The following is a 16,627-nucleotide window of genomic DNA, read 5'->3' on the forward strand; positions in this document are numbered from 1 at the left end:
GAACACCTGAAGGAGCGGGAGCAGGAACGCCGCCGCCAGGAACACCTGAACCAGGGGGGGAAGGAAGCCCACCAGCCGGCACACCTGAAGGAGGAGGAGCAGGAACCCCACCGCCAGGAACCCTGAAGGAGGGGGAGCAGGAACCCCGCCAGCAGGAACACCTGAAGGTCAAGAGTCACCTCCGCCTGCTACTCCAGAAGTGGAGCAAGAAGCCCCAGCGGAACCTGCTAGAGCACAACAAGGAGTGAATATTCCGGATGGTTTTACAGCGAATGATCTTAAGCTCATGGCCAATGCGGTTTATGGAGAAGCCAGAGGTGAACCCTATGAGGGACAGGTAGCTGTTGCAGCCGTTATTTTAAACCGAGTGAAAAGCCCTACTTTTCCGAATAACGTATCTGGAGTGATCTTCGAACCTTTAGCCTTTACAGCCGTAGCAGACGGGCAGATTTGGTTAGAGCCGAATGAAACAGCCAGAAGAGCCGTAGTAGATGCTATCAATGGCTGGGACCCTACGGGAGGTCTAGTCTATTACTTTAATCCAGATACGGCAACGTCAAGATGGATGCATGCTCGTGAAAGAGTAAAGCGAATTGGTAAACATGTTTTTCTGAGATAGGAAGGAGTGAAGAAAATTGATCAGACGTATAGTAACTGTTGCCCTAATTGCTTTATTGGCTATCGGCATTGCTGGAACAGGTTATTGGGGTTATCAAGAGCATCAAGATAAGAACTCTATCCTAATTAAGGCGGAAAATAATTATCAGCGTGCCTTTCATAGCTTGAATAATAACATATCGAATTTAGAGGATGAGCTTGGAAAATCAATTGCCATGAATTCAAGAAATCTTTTGGCTCCATGTATGGCAAATATCTGGCGTTTATCCTCACATGCCAGATCCAATCTTGGACAGCTTCCCTTGATGCTCCTGCCTTTTAATGAAACCGAAAAATTTTTAGCACAAATTGCTGACTTTACTTATGAAATCGGTATGAGAGACCTTGATCATGAGCCAATAAGTGATAAAGAATGGCAGCAATTAAAGAGCTTACACAGAGAGGCTAAGGAAATCCAATCAGAATTACGCAAAATCCAGACCAGAATTTTGGATCAAAATTTACGCTGGATGGATGTAGAAATGGCAATAGCATCTGAGAATACAGACATGGGAAAAGGGATTTTAGATGGAATTGAAACCATTAATAGGCAAGTGCAAGGATATGTAGAAACCGAATGGGGCGCAACAGACAACCAGCTAGGTTCTACAGTGACAGAAAAGAAAGAGAAGATCAAAGGAAAGAATATTGACGCAAATGAAGCAAAGGAAAAGGCACAGGAGTTTCTAAACTTAAAAGCGAACGATTCAATCCAATTAGAAGAAAAAGTGAATAGCGCCGAATATACGTCATATAGTTTTGATGTCCAATCCTCTGATCGAAATAATCAAATCTCCATTGAGGTATCTAAAAAAGGAGGTCATGTCCTCTGGTTACTTGATAGCAGAGACATTGAACAAACCTCAATCGGTCTGAATGAGGCACAAAACAAAGCTCTACAGTTTTTAAAAGAGCGGGGCATCAAATCCATGGTTTCAATAGAATCCAATCAGTATGATAATGTAGGGGTGTTTGATTTTGTTTATCAGAAAAATGATGTGCTGTTTTATACCGATTTGATTAGAGTGAAGGTGGCTCTAGATAATGGAGATATCATCGGTTATGAAGCATTGGATTATATTGTCGCCCATGATCCAAAGAAAAAAACTCCCAAGCCCAAGATTACATTTGAGCAAGCTAAAGCGAAAATCAACAAGAATTTTGATGTTCAAGAGCATCGTTTGAGCATGGTTGAGCTAAAGGCGGATGAGGTGCAGTTATGTTATGAAATGCTAGGAACGATTGGTGATGAAACGTTCCGGATTTTTGTCAATGCAGAAACCGGAGATGAAGAACGAGTAGAGAAGATGAAACAAGCAGAGATATTGTTATAAAATACCTAGTTATAAATGTCTACCCATAAGGGTGGGCATTTATTTTATTTTTCAGTATAATAGGGAGGAAGTAAAGGGGGAGTACGAAATGAAGTTTCCTTATAAAATAGGAGAATTGCTTTATATGCATCAGCGCTTAATTACCCAGGAGGATTCTCCTATATTTAAAGCAAGGATTGCAGATCTATCTGAGGAATACATCCTTATTGAGATGCCTATGGCAGAAGGAACCAGCAAATATGGTTTTTTCTTAGAGGGTAGCGAGTTTGATGTGTGGTTTTATGCGAAGGACGGATCAAAGTATCAGTTTGTGAGTACGGTTTTAGGAAGAAAGAAAGACCCCATGCCTGTAACACTCTTAACTCATCCTAATCCTGACTCCATTTTACGCAGTCAGAGAAGAGAGTTTATAAGGGTTCCTTGCTTCGAAGACTTGGCGGTTCACCCAGTAAATCGTGAGGAATTCCCCCCATTTTTAGCTAAGGTACTAGATGTTAGCGGTGGTGGATTAGCGTTTCAATTATTTGAAAAACCAACGTTAAAAGAAGGCGATCACTTTAAATGGTGGCTTTCACTCCCGCTAAAGACCGGCAATATCCTTCATCCATCCGGTACAGGTCGATTAATTCGAATCATTGAGCCACATGAAAACGGCTATCCGTATAAGTGCTCGGTACAATTCAAGGAGCTAACAGAAGTAGAAAGACAAAAAATTATGAGATTTTGCTTTGAGAAACAACTTGAAATAAAACGAAAAGAATCTTGATAAAGATGGTTAAAATATCCATGAATAGAGCAATCTATTAATGGGAGTGTGATCGTCGATATGTTAAAAAGAATGGACGCAGAGCAAAAGCAAGGTTCATTTCGCTTTGAGGATTATTTTATCTTGTTTTCTCAGCAAATTGAGAGAAGCTTAAAAATCATGATTACTGTTTTATTCATTTGTTTGATTCTGGTTCAGCTTTTTCTCTTCTCCAATCAAGAGAACCAAGCTTTGGTCAATAAAGCCATTCAATATGAAGGCGTTTATCAAGAAGATCGTATTGAGCTAAAGCCACATTGCAACGTCAATAATACGTATGATATCATGAGGTTATCAAAAAAGCAGGTGGATTCCTGCTTTTTGCTTGTTTGTGGACTTGTGATAGGGGTGAAGATATGGACAAAATAAATATTGCTATTGATGGTCCAGCAGGGGCTGGAAAAAGCACAGTTGCCAAAAAAGTTGCAGATTATCTGCGCTATATTTATATAGATACTGGGGCGATGTACAGAGCATTGACTTGGAAAGCGATCCAAGAGAAGCTTGATCTTAATTCTGATGAGCAGCTTTCTAAACGGCTGCACCAGATGAAAATTGACTTGCAGCCTTCACCGCAAGGGCAAAAAGTCTTTGTTGATGGCGAGGAAGTAACGGATCAAATTCGTCAAAGAGATGTAACAAATCAGGTATCTACAGTAGCAACTCACTACAAGGTGCGTGAAGGAATGCTGCTTCTTCAACGTGAGCTAGCAGAGAACAAAGGAATTGTCATGGATGGCAGAGATATAGCCACTCATGTTCTCCCCGACGCAGAAGTGAAGATCTTTCTATCTGCTTCCATTGAGATGCGTGCCAAGAGAAGGTTCTTGGAGTTTCAAGCTAAAGGAGTTGAACATGATCTGGAGCAATTGAAAAAAGAGATTTCCCTGCGTGATCAGCAGGATAGTGAAAGGGAAATAGCCCCTTTGCGTAAAGCACCAGATGCCATTGAAATAGACAGCTCGAACCTCTCCATTGATGAAGTAGTAGAAAAAATATTGCAGATGGTTAATGAGAGTAAAAAACGGTCAAATTAATGGAGATGGAATTAAGAGTTGCCATGATTGGCAGAATGTTTATAAATATAGTATAGTAAATGATGAGGAAGTTCATTGGTATTAAGGAGGAAATAATAATGGTAGATGAAACTCAAAATGAAGTAGAGGTTAAGTCATACAGTGTAGGAGATCTGATCGAAGGCACTGTCACAAAAGTGGAAGATAAGCATGTGCTTATCGATTTTGGATATAAGCATGATGCAATCTTACCTATTGGTGAAATATCAAATGTACATATTGAAAAAGCAGGAGATGCAGTAGCAGTCGGTGATTCTATTACGGCTAAAGTAACCAAGGTAACAGATGAAGAAATCGTTGTATCTAAAAAAGCTGTAGATAATGAAAAGGCTTGGGATGTATTAGAGCAAAAGCTATCTACAGGAGAAGTATTCGAAATTACGGTTGCTGATGTAGTAAAAGGAGGATTAGTAGCGGACGTAGGTGTTCGTGCGTTCATTCCAGCTTCATTAGTCGAGCGTACATATGTAGAGGATTTCACTGACTACAAGGGCAGATCTCTACGTGTGAAAGTTATTGAGCTTGATAAAGAGAAGAATAAAGTGATTCTTTCTCAAAAAGCTGTGCTTGATGAGGAATTTAATCAATCGAAAAAAGATAGCTTAAACAAAATTGAAGTAGGTCAGACTCTTGAAGGGACTGTTCAAAGGTTAACTTCTTTCGGTGCTTTTGTTGATATTGGCGGAGGAATTGATGGTTTAATTCATATCTCTGAGCTAGCATGGCATCGTGTGGAGTCTCCTTCAGAGGTTGTTAAAGAAGGTGACTCTGTAAAGGTAAAAGTACTAAAAGTGGATACTGAATCTGAAAGAGTCAGCTTAAGCTTGAAGGAAACAGAAGAATCTCCATGGGATAAAGCGATTGCTCAAATCAAAGTGGGCGATGTGGTCAAAGGAACTGTAAGACGTTTGGTTTCTTTTGGTGCTTTTGTAGAAATTCAACCAGGAGTTGAAGGGTTGGTTCATATTTCTCAAATTGCGAATCGTCACATTGGTACACCAGGTGAAGTGTTAAAAGAAGGTCAAGAAGTGGAAGCAAAAGTTCTAGATATTACTCCTCAAGAACAAAGAATCAGCTTAAGTATTCGTGAGTTACTAGAGGAAGAAGAGCAAGCTTATACAAATGATTATGTTCCCCAAGAAACAACAGGCATGGGAGTTACGCTGGGTGATATGATTGGAGATAAGTTAAAAAAGTTAAAATAGGTGATCGAATTGACAAGGTCTTCACGAAAAATTGAACATATTCAGCATGCACTAGGTACTGGGCAGTTGGATTTGCATGGTTTTGATGACGTGAGGATTGTTCATAATTGCCTACCAGGCGTTGATGTAGAAAATGTACAAATAAACACATCGATAGGCGGACTCGATTTGAGTTCGCCTATTATTATCAATGCCATGACAGGAGGGGCAGAACAAACCTTACATATTAACAAGCAATTAGCCATCCTAAGTAAAGAAAAAGGCTTGGCTATGGCAGTGGGATCTCAGATGGCGGCTCTTAAGGACCCCAGTGTCATTCAATCTTATCGAGTGGTTAGAGAGGAAAATCCGACAGGGTGATCTTTGCCAACCTAGGCTCAGAAGCCACTATTGATCAAGCCAAACGAGCGGTAGATATGTTAGAAGCAAATGCATTGCAAATTCATCTTAACGTTATTCAAGAATTGGTGATGCCAGAGGGAGATCGGGCATTTAGTCATGCGTTGGATCGAATTGAAAAGATCGTTCATCACCTATCCTGTCCAGTAATTGTCAAAGAAGTTGGCTTCGGAGTAAGTGCTCAGGCAGTAAGACAACTAACCTCCATAGGTGTTCAAGTGATTGATGTGGGGGGGTATGGGGGAACGAATTTTGCCCATATTGAAAATAAACGTCGAGAAAATCCCCTTTCTGATTTTAACGATTGGGGGATTAATACTGTCGAGAGTATTGTGGAGGCCCGTTCTGCTTCTTCTACTGATATTATTGCATCTGGTGGGATAAAAACACCTGCTCATATTATAAAATCTCTCTTATTAGGAGGGAGAGCTGTAGGGATTGCAGGCTTCTTCTTAAAATACATTGTAGAAAACAAGCTAGAGGAGCTATTAGATGTCGTGGATTCTTATCATGAACAGCTCAAGAGTATGATGTGTGCTTTGGGAGTGACTGAGATTAGCCAGCTTGAGAGAGTCCCTATTATTCTATATGGAAAAACGTATCATTGGCTACAGCAACGAGGTTTTCAGCCTGAAAAATTAGCGCAAAGATCATAAAGGTAAAAAACCAGAATTCTAACCCTATGCTCTAAATCATAGGACAATAGAACTCTGGTTTTTTTGTCATGTTCTAACCGTCGGTAAGACTCAGTATGAAGCTCTAAAGCAAAAAAGGAAGGCTATAAAAAAGTAGAGAAAGTGACATACTGAACAATAGGAGGGATGAAAACATGAATCATGGCTATTTTTTTCTAATCATGTGCTGGATGATCTTAATCTTAGTTCATTTTCAGTGGATGGACTTTTTGTGGAAGAACAAAGATAAAGTACAGTTGACGAGAAGGTGGGTTGTGTTGATGATCATTCTCTTGATTATCACTCAAGGCATGTATCTTCCACTCTCGGCAGATATATCGATTAATATAGGAGTGATCTTATTTATAGGTTGCTTAGTGGCCTATTTCTTGTGGCGAGATTCAACTGGTTTAAGGCTTCAAATGCTGTCTGTTATCCTGTTTTTAGGTATTTTTTATGCGGTTTCATATGAGGTGTTTTTTATTGATCCTATCTTAATGATCGTTAACCCTTTTTATCTCTTACCTGCATTTTTTGTTTTATTTCTCATGTTGACGACAGGCGATCTAAAACTTCAATGGCTCATGATAGCTGGGGGATTTATTTTGGGAGAAACGATCCATAAGTTTTTTATCTATAAATATGTTACACAGATCTACATTGGCGATGCAGAATTTAGAGATCAAATGATGATGGGAATCGTGATGATGTCCACCTTTTCATTAGGCTTTAAGGCTTTGATGAAGCTATCTACTGATACTCTTAAGAGAGTCTTTTTCTTTAGGAGGCAGGAGGGGTAATATGGGCGAGTATACACTACCTATCATATTGGGCATTGTTTTTGGTGTGATCGGTCGACTCGTGATGCTAAAAACAGATTACAGACAGTATCCTACCTATCCTCATGGGGGAATTATTCATCTCGCTTTGGGAATCATTGCTGCTGGTTTAGGAAGTATTGCCGTCCCAGCCTTATTTGAAGAAGAATATGCTGCTATTACTTTTCTAGCCTTAGCCGCCCAGCAATTTAGGGATGTTCGAAACATGGAACGTAATACCTTGACAGAGCTAGATTCAATGGAAATGGTTTCAAGAGGCAAGACCTATATCGAAGGAATTGCCATGGCTTTTGAAGGGAGAAACTATTTGGTTATTTTTACCTCTTTTGTTACTAGCCTCACCGTTCTTTTATTCAACTGGTGGAGTGGAGTGATCGTGGGAGTTCTGGCTATTGCCATGTGTGCTTATTATAAAAGCGGAAAGCAGCTAGTCAAGATTTCTGATATTTCTCCAGCAGCCATACGCTTTGAAGGACCCAACTTATTTGTAGAAGACATTCATATTATGAATGTGGGGGTTATCAAGACCAAGGAATTGATTCAAGAACGAGGAATGGGCTTTATTCTTACTCCAAAATCTATGGACAGCGTCGTTACACTAGCTAACTTAGGGCAGAGACAAGCTGTTCTGCATGATTTATCTGTGGGTCTAGGAATATATCGCGATGCGGGGAATCCTTCGTTAGTCCCTTTAACGAGAAGAAATATCAATGATGGTCGTGTTGCCGTCTTCTTTCTACCTCAGATTCAGAATGTCGAACAAGGGGTACGTGTGATTTCGAAGGTTCCCATTCTAGAAAATGCAGTTCGAATTCCTTCGGAGTCAGATGCCAAAAGATAAGGAAAGGAGATGTTGGTTTCACAATGAAAATAAAAGAAGAAAAATCAATTTTGGCGATCATCACGACTTCGGCAGAGAAGGTGGCTGGTGGCGCCCCGATTTTCGTTTGTCAATCTGTCGATGAAATCCAAGAAAAAGCTTTTTTATTAGAAAATATTTTAGATGGCATGGCACATGAAGTTGATCCTTCCCTTTACGTGGTGGTAAGACATTGAGAAAAAAACTATACATTGGTGAAGGGACAGGGCTTGGGGAGTTACAGGCGGCTTGGTTGGAATGTTATCGTACACAGCTTGATCAGGAAACGGAGCGGTCTTTTCAGAATCAAGAAAAAGGTCTTTTTATCAAAATTGGGGAAAATGAGCAGAAGCAAGAGGTATATTGGATCGCAGTAGGCAGATCCAAGGAAATCTGCTTACAAGCCTGGGCTGATGTATGGCCATTGGTTGATGATTCTATTCTGAACTGGGAGATTGTGCATCCACTTCACGAAGGGTTGGAGTAGTTATGAAGGTCATTTATCATTGTTATGGAAGTGCCCATTCATCTGTTGTAGCAGCCGCTCTTCATCTGGGAAAGCTACCTGTAGAGCGGACTCCAGATTATACTGAGATTCTTCGCTTGGAGGATTTTGATGTGGCTCGGGATGACTCTTTAGGTCACTTGTTTTATAAAGGGAAAGATGAAAGTGGGAATGAAATCTATACGATTGGAATGGGAGCTGAAACATCCTTAGTGAAGAGGTCTCTGCTTTCTTTAATTGAACAAAGTAAGGTTTCTAATGAAGAATTTTATTTTGCCCCTGCATTACCGCATCTACATAGACTAAGTAAAATAGGGGGAGCTTTGTCAAGACGTTATGGGATTGAGAAGATTGGAAGATATTTAGCTGCCAAAGGAGTGTGCTATTGTTATCCAAGGATGGTTCAATTTGTACTGGAAACCAAAGCAAAGGTTCATGAAATGTCGAAAATGAAAGAAGAGAGTTGATTCCTTACCTGTTTAAGCTTATGATAAGTAAAGTGTATGCATAGATCGAAAGAAAGGTGGTTCTCTTATGGCAAAACCAATTGTGGCTATCGTAGGAAGACCCAATGTCGGTAAATCAACGATATTTAATAGAATTGTAGGGGAACGTATTTCCATTGTAGAAGATATTCCTGGAGTAACGAGAGACCGTATCTATAGCTCTGGAGAATGGCTTGTACATCAATTTAATATTATTGATACGGGTGGCATAGATATATATGGGGATGATGAAATTCTAAAGCAGATGCGGGAGCAAGCTGAAATCGCCATCGATGAAGCAGATGTTATCATTTTTATGGTGGACATGAAAACTGGAATTACGAGTGCCGATGAAGAAGTGTCCAAAATTTTGTTTAAATCTAAGAAGCCTGTTGTGCTGGCGGTAAATAAGGTAGACAATGCCTCTCAATTAGATGAGATCTATGATTTTTATTCCCTTGGTTTCGGACAGCCTTTTGCTATTTCAGGAGCCCATGGAACTGGTCTTGGAGATCTCTTGGACGAGGTGGTCAAGCATTTTCCTGAAGAAACAGGAGACGAGTATGATGAAGATACGATTCGTGTCGCCTTGATAGGTCGACCGAATGTAGGAAAATCTTCGTTAGTCAATGCTCTTCTTGGTCAAGAGCGGGTCATAGTGAGCCCTGTTGCTGGGACAACAAGGGATGCTATAGATACTCCTCTAGAGCGAGATGGTCAAAAATTTGTTTTGATCGATACAGCAGGGATGAGAAAAAGAGGAAAAGTATATGAAAAAATGGAGAAATATAGTGTATTACGTGCTTTAAAAGCAATTGAACGTTCCGATGTCGTTCTCATGGTGATTAATGGAGAAGAAGGGATCATTGAACAAGATAAAAAAATTGCTGGATATGCACATGAAGCAGGACGAGGCGTGATCATGATCGTCAACAAATGGGATGCTGTTGAGAAGGACGATCGAACGATGAAAGAATTTACAACCAACTTGCGTGATCATTTTAAATATTTAGATTATGCTCCCATTTTATTCGTATCTGCCACATCAAAACAGAGAATACATACCATACTGCCTAAAGTGAAGGATGTAGCTGACCAACATTCATTAAGAATACAAACCAATATCTTGAATGATATCTTGATGGATGCCGTAGCCGTTACCCCTCCTCCATCAGATAAAGGAAGAAAACTGAAGGTTAATTATGGTACCCAAGTGAGTGTGAAGCCTCCTACCTTTGTTTTATTTGTGAACGATAGAGAATTAATGCATTTCTCATACCAACGTTACTTAGAGAACAAGATTCGAGAAGCCTTTCCATTTGAAGGAACGCCTATTCGAATTTACGTTCGTCAAAAATCAGAAAAAAATGAATAGGTGAAGCATAATGGGAGAGATATTATTAGAACTTTTACCGATATTCATGGCGTATTTCATAGGGGCTATTAGTTTTAGTTATATCATTGGTCAAAGAGTGGCAGGGATCGATATCCGTGAACATGGGTCCAAGAATGCTGGAGCTACCAATACCTTAAGGGTTCTAGGCAAAGGTCCAGCATTTTTTGTTCTTTGCTTGGATGCTTTCAAAGGAATTATTTCCGTTCTTCTCGCTTTGACAATTAGTTCTTCTGAGTGGATCATTGTTTTAGCAGGGCTTTTTGCTATTATTGGACATAATTGGCCCGTGTATTATGGATTTAAAGGTGGCAAAGGAGTAGCTACAGCGATAGGAGTTATGTTTACTTTAGCTCCAATCCCTTTTATTATTACAGCAATTATAGGGCTTATTATCTTATTTTTTACGAAATACGTATCGCTGTCCTCTTTAGCAGGTGCAGCCCTTCTGCCATTCATCATGTATCTATACCATGCTACACTGCCATTATTAATAGGAGCGATCCTTGTTACTCTATTTACGTTTATTCGTCATCGGGCGAATATCGTTCGTTTATGGCATGGAAATGAAAATAAATTAGGACAGAAAAAATAAATTTGTCAGGGGAGGAGAAGCATGAAGAAGATTACCGTTATTGGTGCTGGAAGCTGGGGAACAGCTTTAGCAATTGTACTAGCAGATAATCATTTTGATGTTTCTATCTGGTCAAGAAGAGAAGATCAAGTGAAAGAAATAAATCAAATTCATACCAATGAGAAATATCTTCCTAATGTACAGCTTCCAAAAAATATTACCTCAACTACTTCAATAGAAGAAGCTATGCAAGATAGTAAGTATATCCTATTTGTGATGCCTACAGTGGCAACCCGAGAAATTTTGAATTTAATGAAGCCTTATCTCACCCAAGAGCAATTAATTATTCACTCTTCAAAAGGATTAGAACCAGACTCCTTTAAAACAATCTCTCAAATGATTGAAGAAGAAATTCCAGAAGAAAAAAGAAGGGGCATTGTTGTTTTATCAGGACCCAGTCATGCTGAAGAAGTTAGCCATCGTTCACCTACCACGGTTGTAGTTGCCTCTTCCTGTATTAAGCTGGCTGAGGAGGCACAGGACCTTTTTATCAATTCGTATTTTAGGGTATATACTAACACTGATGTGATGGGTGTTGAAATTGGGGGGGCATTAAAAAATATTATTGCCTTAGGCGCTGGATTATCTGATGGCTTAGGGTATGGTGACAACGCCAAAGCAGCTTTGATGACACGAGGCTGACTGAAATCGCCCGCTTAGGACTACATATGGGAGCTAACCCTTTGACGTTTGCTGGATTAGCAGGTGTAGGAGATCTCATTGTGACTTGTACAAGCCGCCATTCTCGAAATTGGAGATGTGGGTATGCTATAGGGCAAGGTCAATCTCTCGATGAGGTTCTTTCTTCAATGGGAATGGTGGTTGAAGGAGTTAGAACAACAAAAGCCGCCTATCAAATCTCATTACAAAAAAATGTAGAACTTCCGATCACCAAAGAGCTTTTCCATGTCTTGTTTGATAAGAAATCACCAAGACAAGCCGTAGATGATTTAATGGCAAGAGATAAGACTCATGAGGTCGAAATTAAGTCATTAGATTTCTTGAAGAATTACCTCTAAAATGGAGGTAACCAACAATTGAATCTCTTCATACGATACAGTATGACAATCGATGAGGAGGTTCTTTTTGTGAATAAAAAAGGTTCAAATAATATTTTTGATCAAATCAAGAAAAAAACGAATGTATCCGAACATGCGATAAAGTCTTTAGCCAACCAAGTAAATCCAAAAGATTTACAAGATGAAAGAAAGGTTCGTGCCCTTATTGCTCAAGTATCTGCTTTAGCCGGTGTTCCCGTATCGAAAGAGAAAGAAGATAAAATCGTTCAATATATTACTAAAAACAAATTAAATCCTAACGATATGACTGCCATGATCAAAATGTTTACGCAGCCCAAAAAATAAGAGAATAGGCGAGTAACGTTACAAGCCTGACATGGCAAACATAGAATAATAGTGGCTCAAAGAAATATGGCTCAGGTATATGGGCATGGTATACAGTTAAAGTAAAGGCTATCTTTTGTGGATAGCCTTTATTTTTTTGTCTTCACTGTGGAGCTTTTTGTGAATGGTTTGGTTCTGGATTGTTTTGTAAATCAGCTAAAGATGTCCCGGGAGTTGTCCCTGTATCTGGGGCAAGTAATTCTAGAAATTCAGGGTCATTCACGATGGATTGAACCAAAGGAGAGTTTATTAGCGCCATTATTTGAGAAAAATCAATGGATTTAAAGGTTTCTACTAATGAACCTACATTTTTTTTAGAGCTAAGTAAATCAAACAAACCAAGGCTGTGAGCTGTTTGGTAGATCACTTGCATATTCTCAATGGCTTTGTTCAACTCAACGAGTGTCACATTTAGTTGCTCTACTGTTTGTTCATCTTGAAGTAATTGCAGGAAGGAATTTGTATCGCTTCGCATCAAATATCACCTCCTCATTGCAGATTATTATAAAATAGAAAAAGGGATTTCTTTATTTAGAATATGTCATCTGTCCTAGTTCTGTTCATTCATGGGATTGTGATATAATATTCGCTAGAAAAAGAGGTGAAAAAATGATAAGTCCTTTAATGAAAATGCTCATTGCACTTATAGCCATTATTGCTATGTTTTTTGCGAATCTGCTCATTATCTTTGCGAGGAACAAATTAAAAGGGATCTGGAAGGTGTTGTTGTCCTTGCTTGCTTACTTTCTCTTGCTGCTTTCCTTCCTATTTATTATTATCGTGGTATTTTCCCCATCATAAAAAAATAAGATAAAGGAATGAAAATGATATGATGAAACATATACATAGGCAAGGGATCGTGCTCTTCCTGCTGATTATTCTAGTGTTGACAGGATGTATGTATCCCAATGAAAGAAGATTGGAGAATCAAGTTCCACATATGGATCAGTTGGAGTTGATCCAAAAAGCTGTTCTTACTTATAAGGAAAAGACAGGTGTCCTACCGATTAAAACAAAAGAGGCAGATACTCCGCTTTACGAAAAATATGTGGTTGATTTTCAACAGCTTATCAACCTCCAGCTCCTTTCCTCACTCCCAGGGCATTCATTTGAGTCGGGAGGATACTACCTGTATGTCTTGATCAACGTAGAAGATGAATCTCCTGCTGTCAGATTGATTGATCTACGGCTTGCCAAACAAATTGGGGATCTACAGTTAAGAGTAAATGAATATTTAAAAAAACATACTTATTTACCTGTGGACAAAATCATAGATAACCATTATTTTCTTTTAGATTATAAAAAATTAAATTTAAAAAGTGTGCCACAAATTCAAAGTCCATATACGACAAACTATCTCCCTATCGTTGCCAATATGGAAGGAAGAATAGGGATTGATTACCGAATGGATATCTATCAAATCCTACAAGAAGAGGGCATTGAGAATATCGATCCTGAACTAGATTTGCGCGAATTATTAGCGGATAAGGGTGTCTTTGCTCCAGCCTATTCTTTTCCCTACACTTTAGAGAATGGGGAACCTGTATTTCGAAAATAATTGGTTTATTTTTTAATTTCATAGCATATTTTTAAGAGACCTCCTCATATCTTATAGATAAAGGAGGTCTTGTCTTATGTGATGGAAGAGGACAGAATTTTTATGACATTGTCATAATCTCATCTGTCTTACATATATTTATACTGTCCAACCCATGTACGAGACAACCAATGTGGAAGGATTCCACGTTACAATTAATCAGGAGGGGATCTTGTGGAAAAGGTTGATATTTTTAAAGACATTGCAGAACGGACTGGTGGAGATATTTATATAGGAGTCGTAGGAGCTGTCCGTACAGGTAAATCAACATTTATAAAACGTTTTATGGAACAAGTCGTCATTCCAAATATCCATTCAGATTCGGATCGTATTCGAGCGCAGGATGAACTGCCACAAAGTGCTGCTGGTCGAACAATCATGACAACGGAGCCTAAGTTTGTTCCTAATCAAGCGGTTCAGCTTCATGTGGATGAGGGCTTAGATATTAATGTTCGTCTTATTGATTGTGTAGGATATGTCGTACCTGGAGCGAAGGGATATGAAGATGAAAATGGTCCTCGAATGATTAATACACCTTGGTATGAGGAACCCATTCCTTTCCAAGAAGCGGCGGAGTTTGGTACACGAAAGGTCATACAAGAGCATTCTACTTTGGGAGTCGTCGTTACTTCAGATGGGACCATCGCTGAGATAGCTAGACATGAGTATGAGGAAGCAGAAGCACGAGTGGTGGAAGAGTTAAAAGAAGTCGGTAAACCTTTTATTATGTTAATTAACTCTACGAAACCAAATAGCCCCGAAACAGAGGCTTTGCGAAATGAGTTAGCGGAGAAGTACGATATCCCTTGCTTAGCTCTTAGTGTGGAGCAAATGGATGAACGCGATATATTAGGAGTTTTACGCGAGGTATTATATGAGTTCCTGTGCATGAAGTCAATGTGAATCTGCCAAGCTGGGTTATGGTCTTAAAGGATCATCACTGGTTAAGAGAGAACTATGAAGAAGCAGTGAGAGAAACCGTCAAAGATATTCGTAGACTAAGAGATGTGGATCGGGTTGTGGGGTATTTTACCGAATATGATTTTATTGAAAGAGCTGCCTTATCCAATGTAGACATGGGTACAGGAATTGCAGAAATTGATCTCATTGCACCAGAATATCTTTATGATCAGATTCTAAAAGAAGTAGTTGGAGTAGAAATTCGTGGAAAAGATCATCTTCTTCAGCTCATGCAGGATTTCTCGATTGCCAAGAAAGAATACGATCAATTTGCTGCTGCGCTCAAGATGGTAAAACAAACTGGCTATGGTATTGCTCCGCCACGTCTTGAAGATATGACTCTGGATGAACCAGAAATTATTCGTCAAGGATCTCGCTTTGGTGTTCGCTTAAAAGCGACAGCTCCTTCGATTCATATGATTAAGGTCGATGTTGAATCTGAATTTGCTCCAATCATTGGTACAGAAAAACAAAGTGAAGAATTAATTCGCTATCTCATGCAGGATTTTGAAGAAGATCCATTATCCATCTGGAATTCAGATGTATTTGGTCGTTCTCTAAATTCGATTGTCAGAGAGGGAATCCAAGCAAAAATCTCGACCATGCCAGAGAATGCGAGGTATAAGCTTAAAGATACCCTTGAAAGGATTATTAATGAAGGATCAGGTGGATTGATTGCTATCATTCTGTAAGAAGGATCTCCATCTTAGTAATTTGCTGCAAAGCTTCCGAATTGGAGGCTTTTTTCTTTTTTAATCGTAAGATTAGGCTTGAAATTTTAGTTTGACTATATTACTATTAGCTTGTTATCGAAAACCTAGAATGTTAACAAGGGGAAAATGCTGTTTTTATGTATAAAATCTAGATAAAACGGATATGAAGAGAATAAGGAGATTGTGGAAGGGGGGTGACTGACAATGAATAAGACAGAACTAGTAAATAAAGTTGCAGAATTAAGTGAGTTAACGAAAAAGGATGCTACGAAAGCCGTTGATGCAGTTTTCCAATCTATTACTGATGCTTTACAAAGCGGCGATAAGGTTCAGATTATTGGCTTCGGTAATTTTGAAGTGCGTGAGCGTGCAGCTCGTAAAGGACGTAACCCTCAAACTGGCGAAGAGATCGAAATCTCAGCGAGTAAGGTTCCTGCCTTTAAACCAGGGAAAGCCCTAAAAGATGGAATCAAATAGAATCTTACATAATACACTTTGTAAGTATAAAGAGTTGCTGCTATAGCAACTCTTTTGCTTTTATCTCATATCTATGCTATATTTTCTTTGATTACTAGGAAATGAGGGTGCAAATACATATGAGTAAAGTTGATCTTTCTAAAATAGAAGAAGCTGTAAAAATGATATTAGAGGCTGTGGGAGAAGACCCTAATCGTGAAGGCTTATTGGATACGCCCAAACGTGTCGCCAAGATGTATGCAGAAGTTTTTGAGGGGCTGTACCTAGACCCAAAAACGTATTTTGATGTGGTCTTTGGAGAAGAGCACGAAGAACTTGTTCTAGTAAAAGATATTCCATTTTATTCTATGTGCGAGCACCATTTGGTTCCGTTCTATGGGAAAGCACATGTAGCGTACATTCCTAAAGGCGGAAAGGTAACGGGTTTAAGCAAGCTGGCTAGAGCTGTTGAAGCTGTGGCTCGCAGACCACAGTTACAAGAAAGAATTACTTCTACAGTAGCGGATGCCATTGTTGAAAAGCTATCTCCACATGGAGTTGTTGTTGTCGTTGAGGCTGAACATATGTGTATGACCATGAGAGGGGTAAGAAAGCCAGGAGCTAAGACTGTCA

At 39.3% G+C, this 16,627-nt stretch carries 18 protein-coding genes and 4 pseudogenes; 21 read left to right on the forward strand and 1 reads right to left on the reverse strand.

Annotation, left to right across the window (positions count from 1 at the left end; genetic code table 11):
* Positions 1 to 244 precede the first annotated feature (244 nt).
* From JCM10596_RS21415 to JCM10596_RS21490, 16 genes and pseudogenes are all read left to right on the forward strand, one after another.
* Positions 245 to 619, forward strand: a pseudogene (locus JCM10596_RS21415) (cell wall hydrolase); the annotation flags it as partial.
* 16 nt (positions 620 to 635) lie between these two features.
* Positions 636 to 1,991 (forward strand): germination protein YpeB, encoded by a 1,356-nt coding sequence (ypeB, locus tag JCM10596_RS21420; protein WP_051541411.1) that lies wholly within the window; start codon positions 636 to 638, stop codon positions 1,989 to 1,991.
* 88 nt (positions 1,992 to 2,079) lie between these two features.
* On the forward strand, positions 2,080 to 2,757 hold the full coding sequence (locus JCM10596_RS21425) for a flagellar brake protein (RefSeq protein WP_025028860.1): 678 nt from the start codon (positions 2,080 to 2,082) through the stop codon (positions 2,755 to 2,757).
* Between the two features lie 60 nt (positions 2,758 to 2,817).
* On the forward strand, positions 2,818 to 3,165 hold the full coding sequence (locus tag JCM10596_RS21430; RefSeq protein ID WP_025028861.1) for a DUF5359 family protein: 348 nt from the start codon (positions 2,818 to 2,820) through the stop codon (positions 3,163 to 3,165).
* A complete protein-coding gene (cmk, locus tag JCM10596_RS21435) occupies positions 3,153 to 3,833 on the forward strand; it encodes a (d)CMP kinase (RefSeq protein ID WP_025028862.1) in 681 nt (226 codons plus the stop codon). The genes JCM10596_RS21430 and cmk overlap by 13 nt, the downstream gene beginning before the upstream one ends.
* A 98-nt stretch (positions 3,834 to 3,931) precedes the next feature.
* Positions 3,932 to 5,077 carry a 30S ribosomal protein S1 gene (gene rpsA / locus JCM10596_RS21440; protein WP_025028863.1) on the forward strand — a complete coding sequence of 382 codons (1,146 nt, stop codon included), beginning with the start codon at positions 3,932 to 3,934 and terminating at the stop codon, positions 5,075 to 5,077.
* A gap of 9 nt (positions 5,078 to 5,086) precedes the next feature.
* Positions 5,087 to 6,132: pseudogene (gene fni / locus JCM10596_RS26945) on the forward strand (type 2 isopentenyl-diphosphate Delta-isomerase).
* Between the two features lie 173 nt (positions 6,133 to 6,305).
* The gene (locus JCM10596_RS21450) at positions 6,306 to 6,950 is read left to right on the forward strand and encodes a YphA family membrane protein (RefSeq protein WP_025028864.1); all 645 of its coding nucleotides are present in this window, start codon (positions 6,306 to 6,308) and stop codon (positions 6,948 to 6,950) included.
* 1 nt (position 6,951) lies between these two features.
* Positions 6,952 to 7,830, forward strand: coding sequence for a YIEGIA family protein (locus JCM10596_RS26950; RefSeq protein WP_034682015.1), 879 nt, complete (start codon positions 6,952 to 6,954; stop codon positions 7,828 to 7,830).
* 23 nt (positions 7,831 to 7,853) lie between these two features.
* The gene (locus JCM10596_RS21460) at positions 7,854 to 8,045 is read left to right on the forward strand and encodes a capping complex subunit for YIEGIA (protein WP_034682018.1); all 192 of its coding nucleotides are present in this window, start codon (positions 7,854 to 7,856) and stop codon (positions 8,043 to 8,045) included.
* Positions 8,042 to 8,335 carry a hypothetical protein gene (locus JCM10596_RS21465; protein ID WP_025028866.1) on the forward strand — a complete coding sequence of 98 codons (294 nt, stop codon included), beginning with the start codon at positions 8,042 to 8,044 and terminating at the stop codon, positions 8,333 to 8,335. Before JCM10596_RS21460 ends, JCM10596_RS21465 begins: the two co-directional genes overlap by 4 nt.
* A gap of 2 nt (positions 8,336 to 8,337) precedes the next feature.
* Positions 8,338 to 8,820 carry a DUF3189 family protein gene (locus JCM10596_RS21470; protein ID WP_025028867.1) on the forward strand — a complete coding sequence of 161 codons (483 nt, stop codon included), beginning with the start codon at positions 8,338 to 8,340 and terminating at the stop codon, positions 8,818 to 8,820.
* Positions 8,821 to 8,887: 67 nt separating this feature from the next.
* Entirely contained in the window at positions 8,888 to 10,213 is a 1,326-nt protein-coding gene (der, locus tag JCM10596_RS21475; RefSeq protein ID WP_025028868.1) for a ribosome biogenesis GTPase Der, read from the forward strand.
* Between the two features lie 10 nt (positions 10,214 to 10,223).
* Positions 10,224 to 10,826 (forward strand): glycerol-3-phosphate 1-O-acyltransferase PlsY, encoded by a 603-nt coding sequence (gene plsY / locus JCM10596_RS21480; protein ID WP_034682020.1) that lies wholly within the window; start codon positions 10,224 to 10,226, stop codon positions 10,824 to 10,826.
* Between the two features lie 21 nt (positions 10,827 to 10,847).
* Positions 10,848 to 11,884 (forward strand): annotated as a pseudogene (locus JCM10596_RS26955) (NAD(P)H-dependent glycerol-3-phosphate dehydrogenase).
* Positions 11,885 to 11,953: 69 nt separating this feature from the next.
* Entirely contained in the window at positions 11,954 to 12,229 is a 276-nt protein-coding gene (locus tag JCM10596_RS21490) for a stage VI sporulation protein F (protein ID WP_025028870.1), read from the forward strand.
* 142 nt (positions 12,230 to 12,371) lie between these two features.
* Here the strand turns inward: JCM10596_RS21490 and JCM10596_RS21495 are convergent, their stop codons facing one another.
* Positions 12,372 to 12,743, reverse strand: a complete 372-nt coding sequence (locus tag JCM10596_RS21495) for a hypothetical protein (protein WP_025028871.1) — start codon at positions 12,741 to 12,743, stop codon at positions 12,372 to 12,374.
* Between the two features lie 134 nt (positions 12,744 to 12,877).
* Here JCM10596_RS21495 and JCM10596_RS21500 point away from each other — a divergent pair, with 134 nt between their 5' ends.
* The 5 genes and pseudogenes from JCM10596_RS21500 to folE all read left to right on the forward strand — a co-directional run.
* Positions 12,878 to 13,069 (forward strand): DUF2768 family protein, encoded by a 192-nt coding sequence (locus JCM10596_RS21500; RefSeq protein WP_025028872.1) that lies wholly within the window; start codon positions 12,878 to 12,880, stop codon positions 13,067 to 13,069.
* Between the two features lie 28 nt (positions 13,070 to 13,097).
* The gene (locus tag JCM10596_RS21505) at positions 13,098 to 13,826 is read left to right on the forward strand and encodes a YphF family lipoprotein (RefSeq protein ID WP_234410604.1); all 729 of its coding nucleotides are present in this window, start codon (positions 13,098 to 13,100) and stop codon (positions 13,824 to 13,826) included.
* A gap of 213 nt (positions 13,827 to 14,039) precedes the next feature.
* A pseudogene (gene spoIVA / locus JCM10596_RS26960) lies at positions 14,040 to 15,517 on the forward strand (stage IV sporulation protein A).
* 225 nt (positions 15,518 to 15,742) lie between these two features.
* Complete coding sequence (gene hbs / locus JCM10596_RS21515) at positions 15,743 to 16,015, forward strand: non-specific DNA-binding protein Hbs (RefSeq protein ID WP_025028874.1); 273 nt, start codon at positions 15,743 to 15,745, stop codon at positions 16,013 to 16,015.
* Positions 16,016 to 16,134: 119 nt separating this feature from the next.
* The coding region (gene folE / locus JCM10596_RS21520; protein WP_025028875.1) for a GTP cyclohydrolase I FolE at positions 16,135 to 16,627 on the forward strand (493 nt) is incomplete at its 3' end.

Origin of the sequence: Caldalkalibacillus mannanilyticus JCM 10596, assembly GCF_000615945.1 — a bacterium.
GTDB lineage: Bacteria > Bacillota > Bacilli > Caldalkalibacillales > JCM-10596 > Bacillus_AT > Bacillus_AT mannanilyticus.

Bases quoted from the DNA above. Each gene is read 5' to 3' on its own strand.
- JCM10596_RS21425 (WP_025028860.1), top strand. From the start codon at position 2,080: ATGAAGTTTCCTTATAAAATAGGAGAATTGCTTTATATGCATCAGCGC.
- JCM10596_RS21430 (WP_025028861.1), top strand. From the start codon at position 2,818: ATGTTAAAAAGAATGGACGCAGAGCAAAAGCAAGGTTCATTTCGCTTT.
- cmk (WP_025028862.1), top strand. From the start codon at position 3,153: ATGGACAAAATAAATATTGCTATTGATGGTCCAGCAGGGGCTGGAAAA.
- rpsA (WP_025028863.1), top strand. From the start codon at position 3,932: ATGGTAGATGAAACTCAAAATGAAGTAGAGGTTAAGTCATACAGTGTA.
- JCM10596_RS21450 (WP_025028864.1), top strand. From the start codon at position 6,306: ATGAATCATGGCTATTTTTTTCTAATCATGTGCTGGATGATCTTAATC.
- JCM10596_RS26950 (WP_034682015.1), top strand. From the start codon at position 6,952: ATGGGCGAGTATACACTACCTATCATATTGGGCATTGTTTTTGGTGTG.
- JCM10596_RS21460 (WP_034682018.1), top strand. From the start codon at position 7,854: ATGAAAATAAAAGAAGAAAAATCAATTTTGGCGATCATCACGACTTCG.
- JCM10596_RS21470 (WP_025028867.1), top strand. From the start codon at position 8,338: ATGAAGGTCATTTATCATTGTTATGGAAGTGCCCATTCATCTGTTGTA.
- der (WP_025028868.1), top strand. From the start codon at position 8,888: ATGGCAAAACCAATTGTGGCTATCGTAGGAAGACCCAATGTCGGTAAA.
- plsY (WP_034682020.1), top strand. From the start codon at position 10,224: ATGGGAGAGATATTATTAGAACTTTTACCGATATTCATGGCGTATTTC.
- JCM10596_RS21495 (WP_025028871.1), bottom strand. From the start codon at position 12,743: ATGCGAAGCGATACAAATTCCTTCCTGCAATTACTTCAAGATGAACAA.
- JCM10596_RS21500 (WP_025028872.1), top strand. From the start codon at position 12,878: ATGATAAGTCCTTTAATGAAAATGCTCATTGCACTTATAGCCATTATT.
- JCM10596_RS21505 (WP_234410604.1), top strand. From the start codon at position 13,098: ATGATGAAACATATACATAGGCAAGGGATCGTGCTCTTCCTGCTGATT.
- hbs (WP_025028874.1), top strand. From the start codon at position 15,743: ATGAATAAGACAGAACTAGTAAATAAAGTTGCAGAATTAAGTGAGTTA.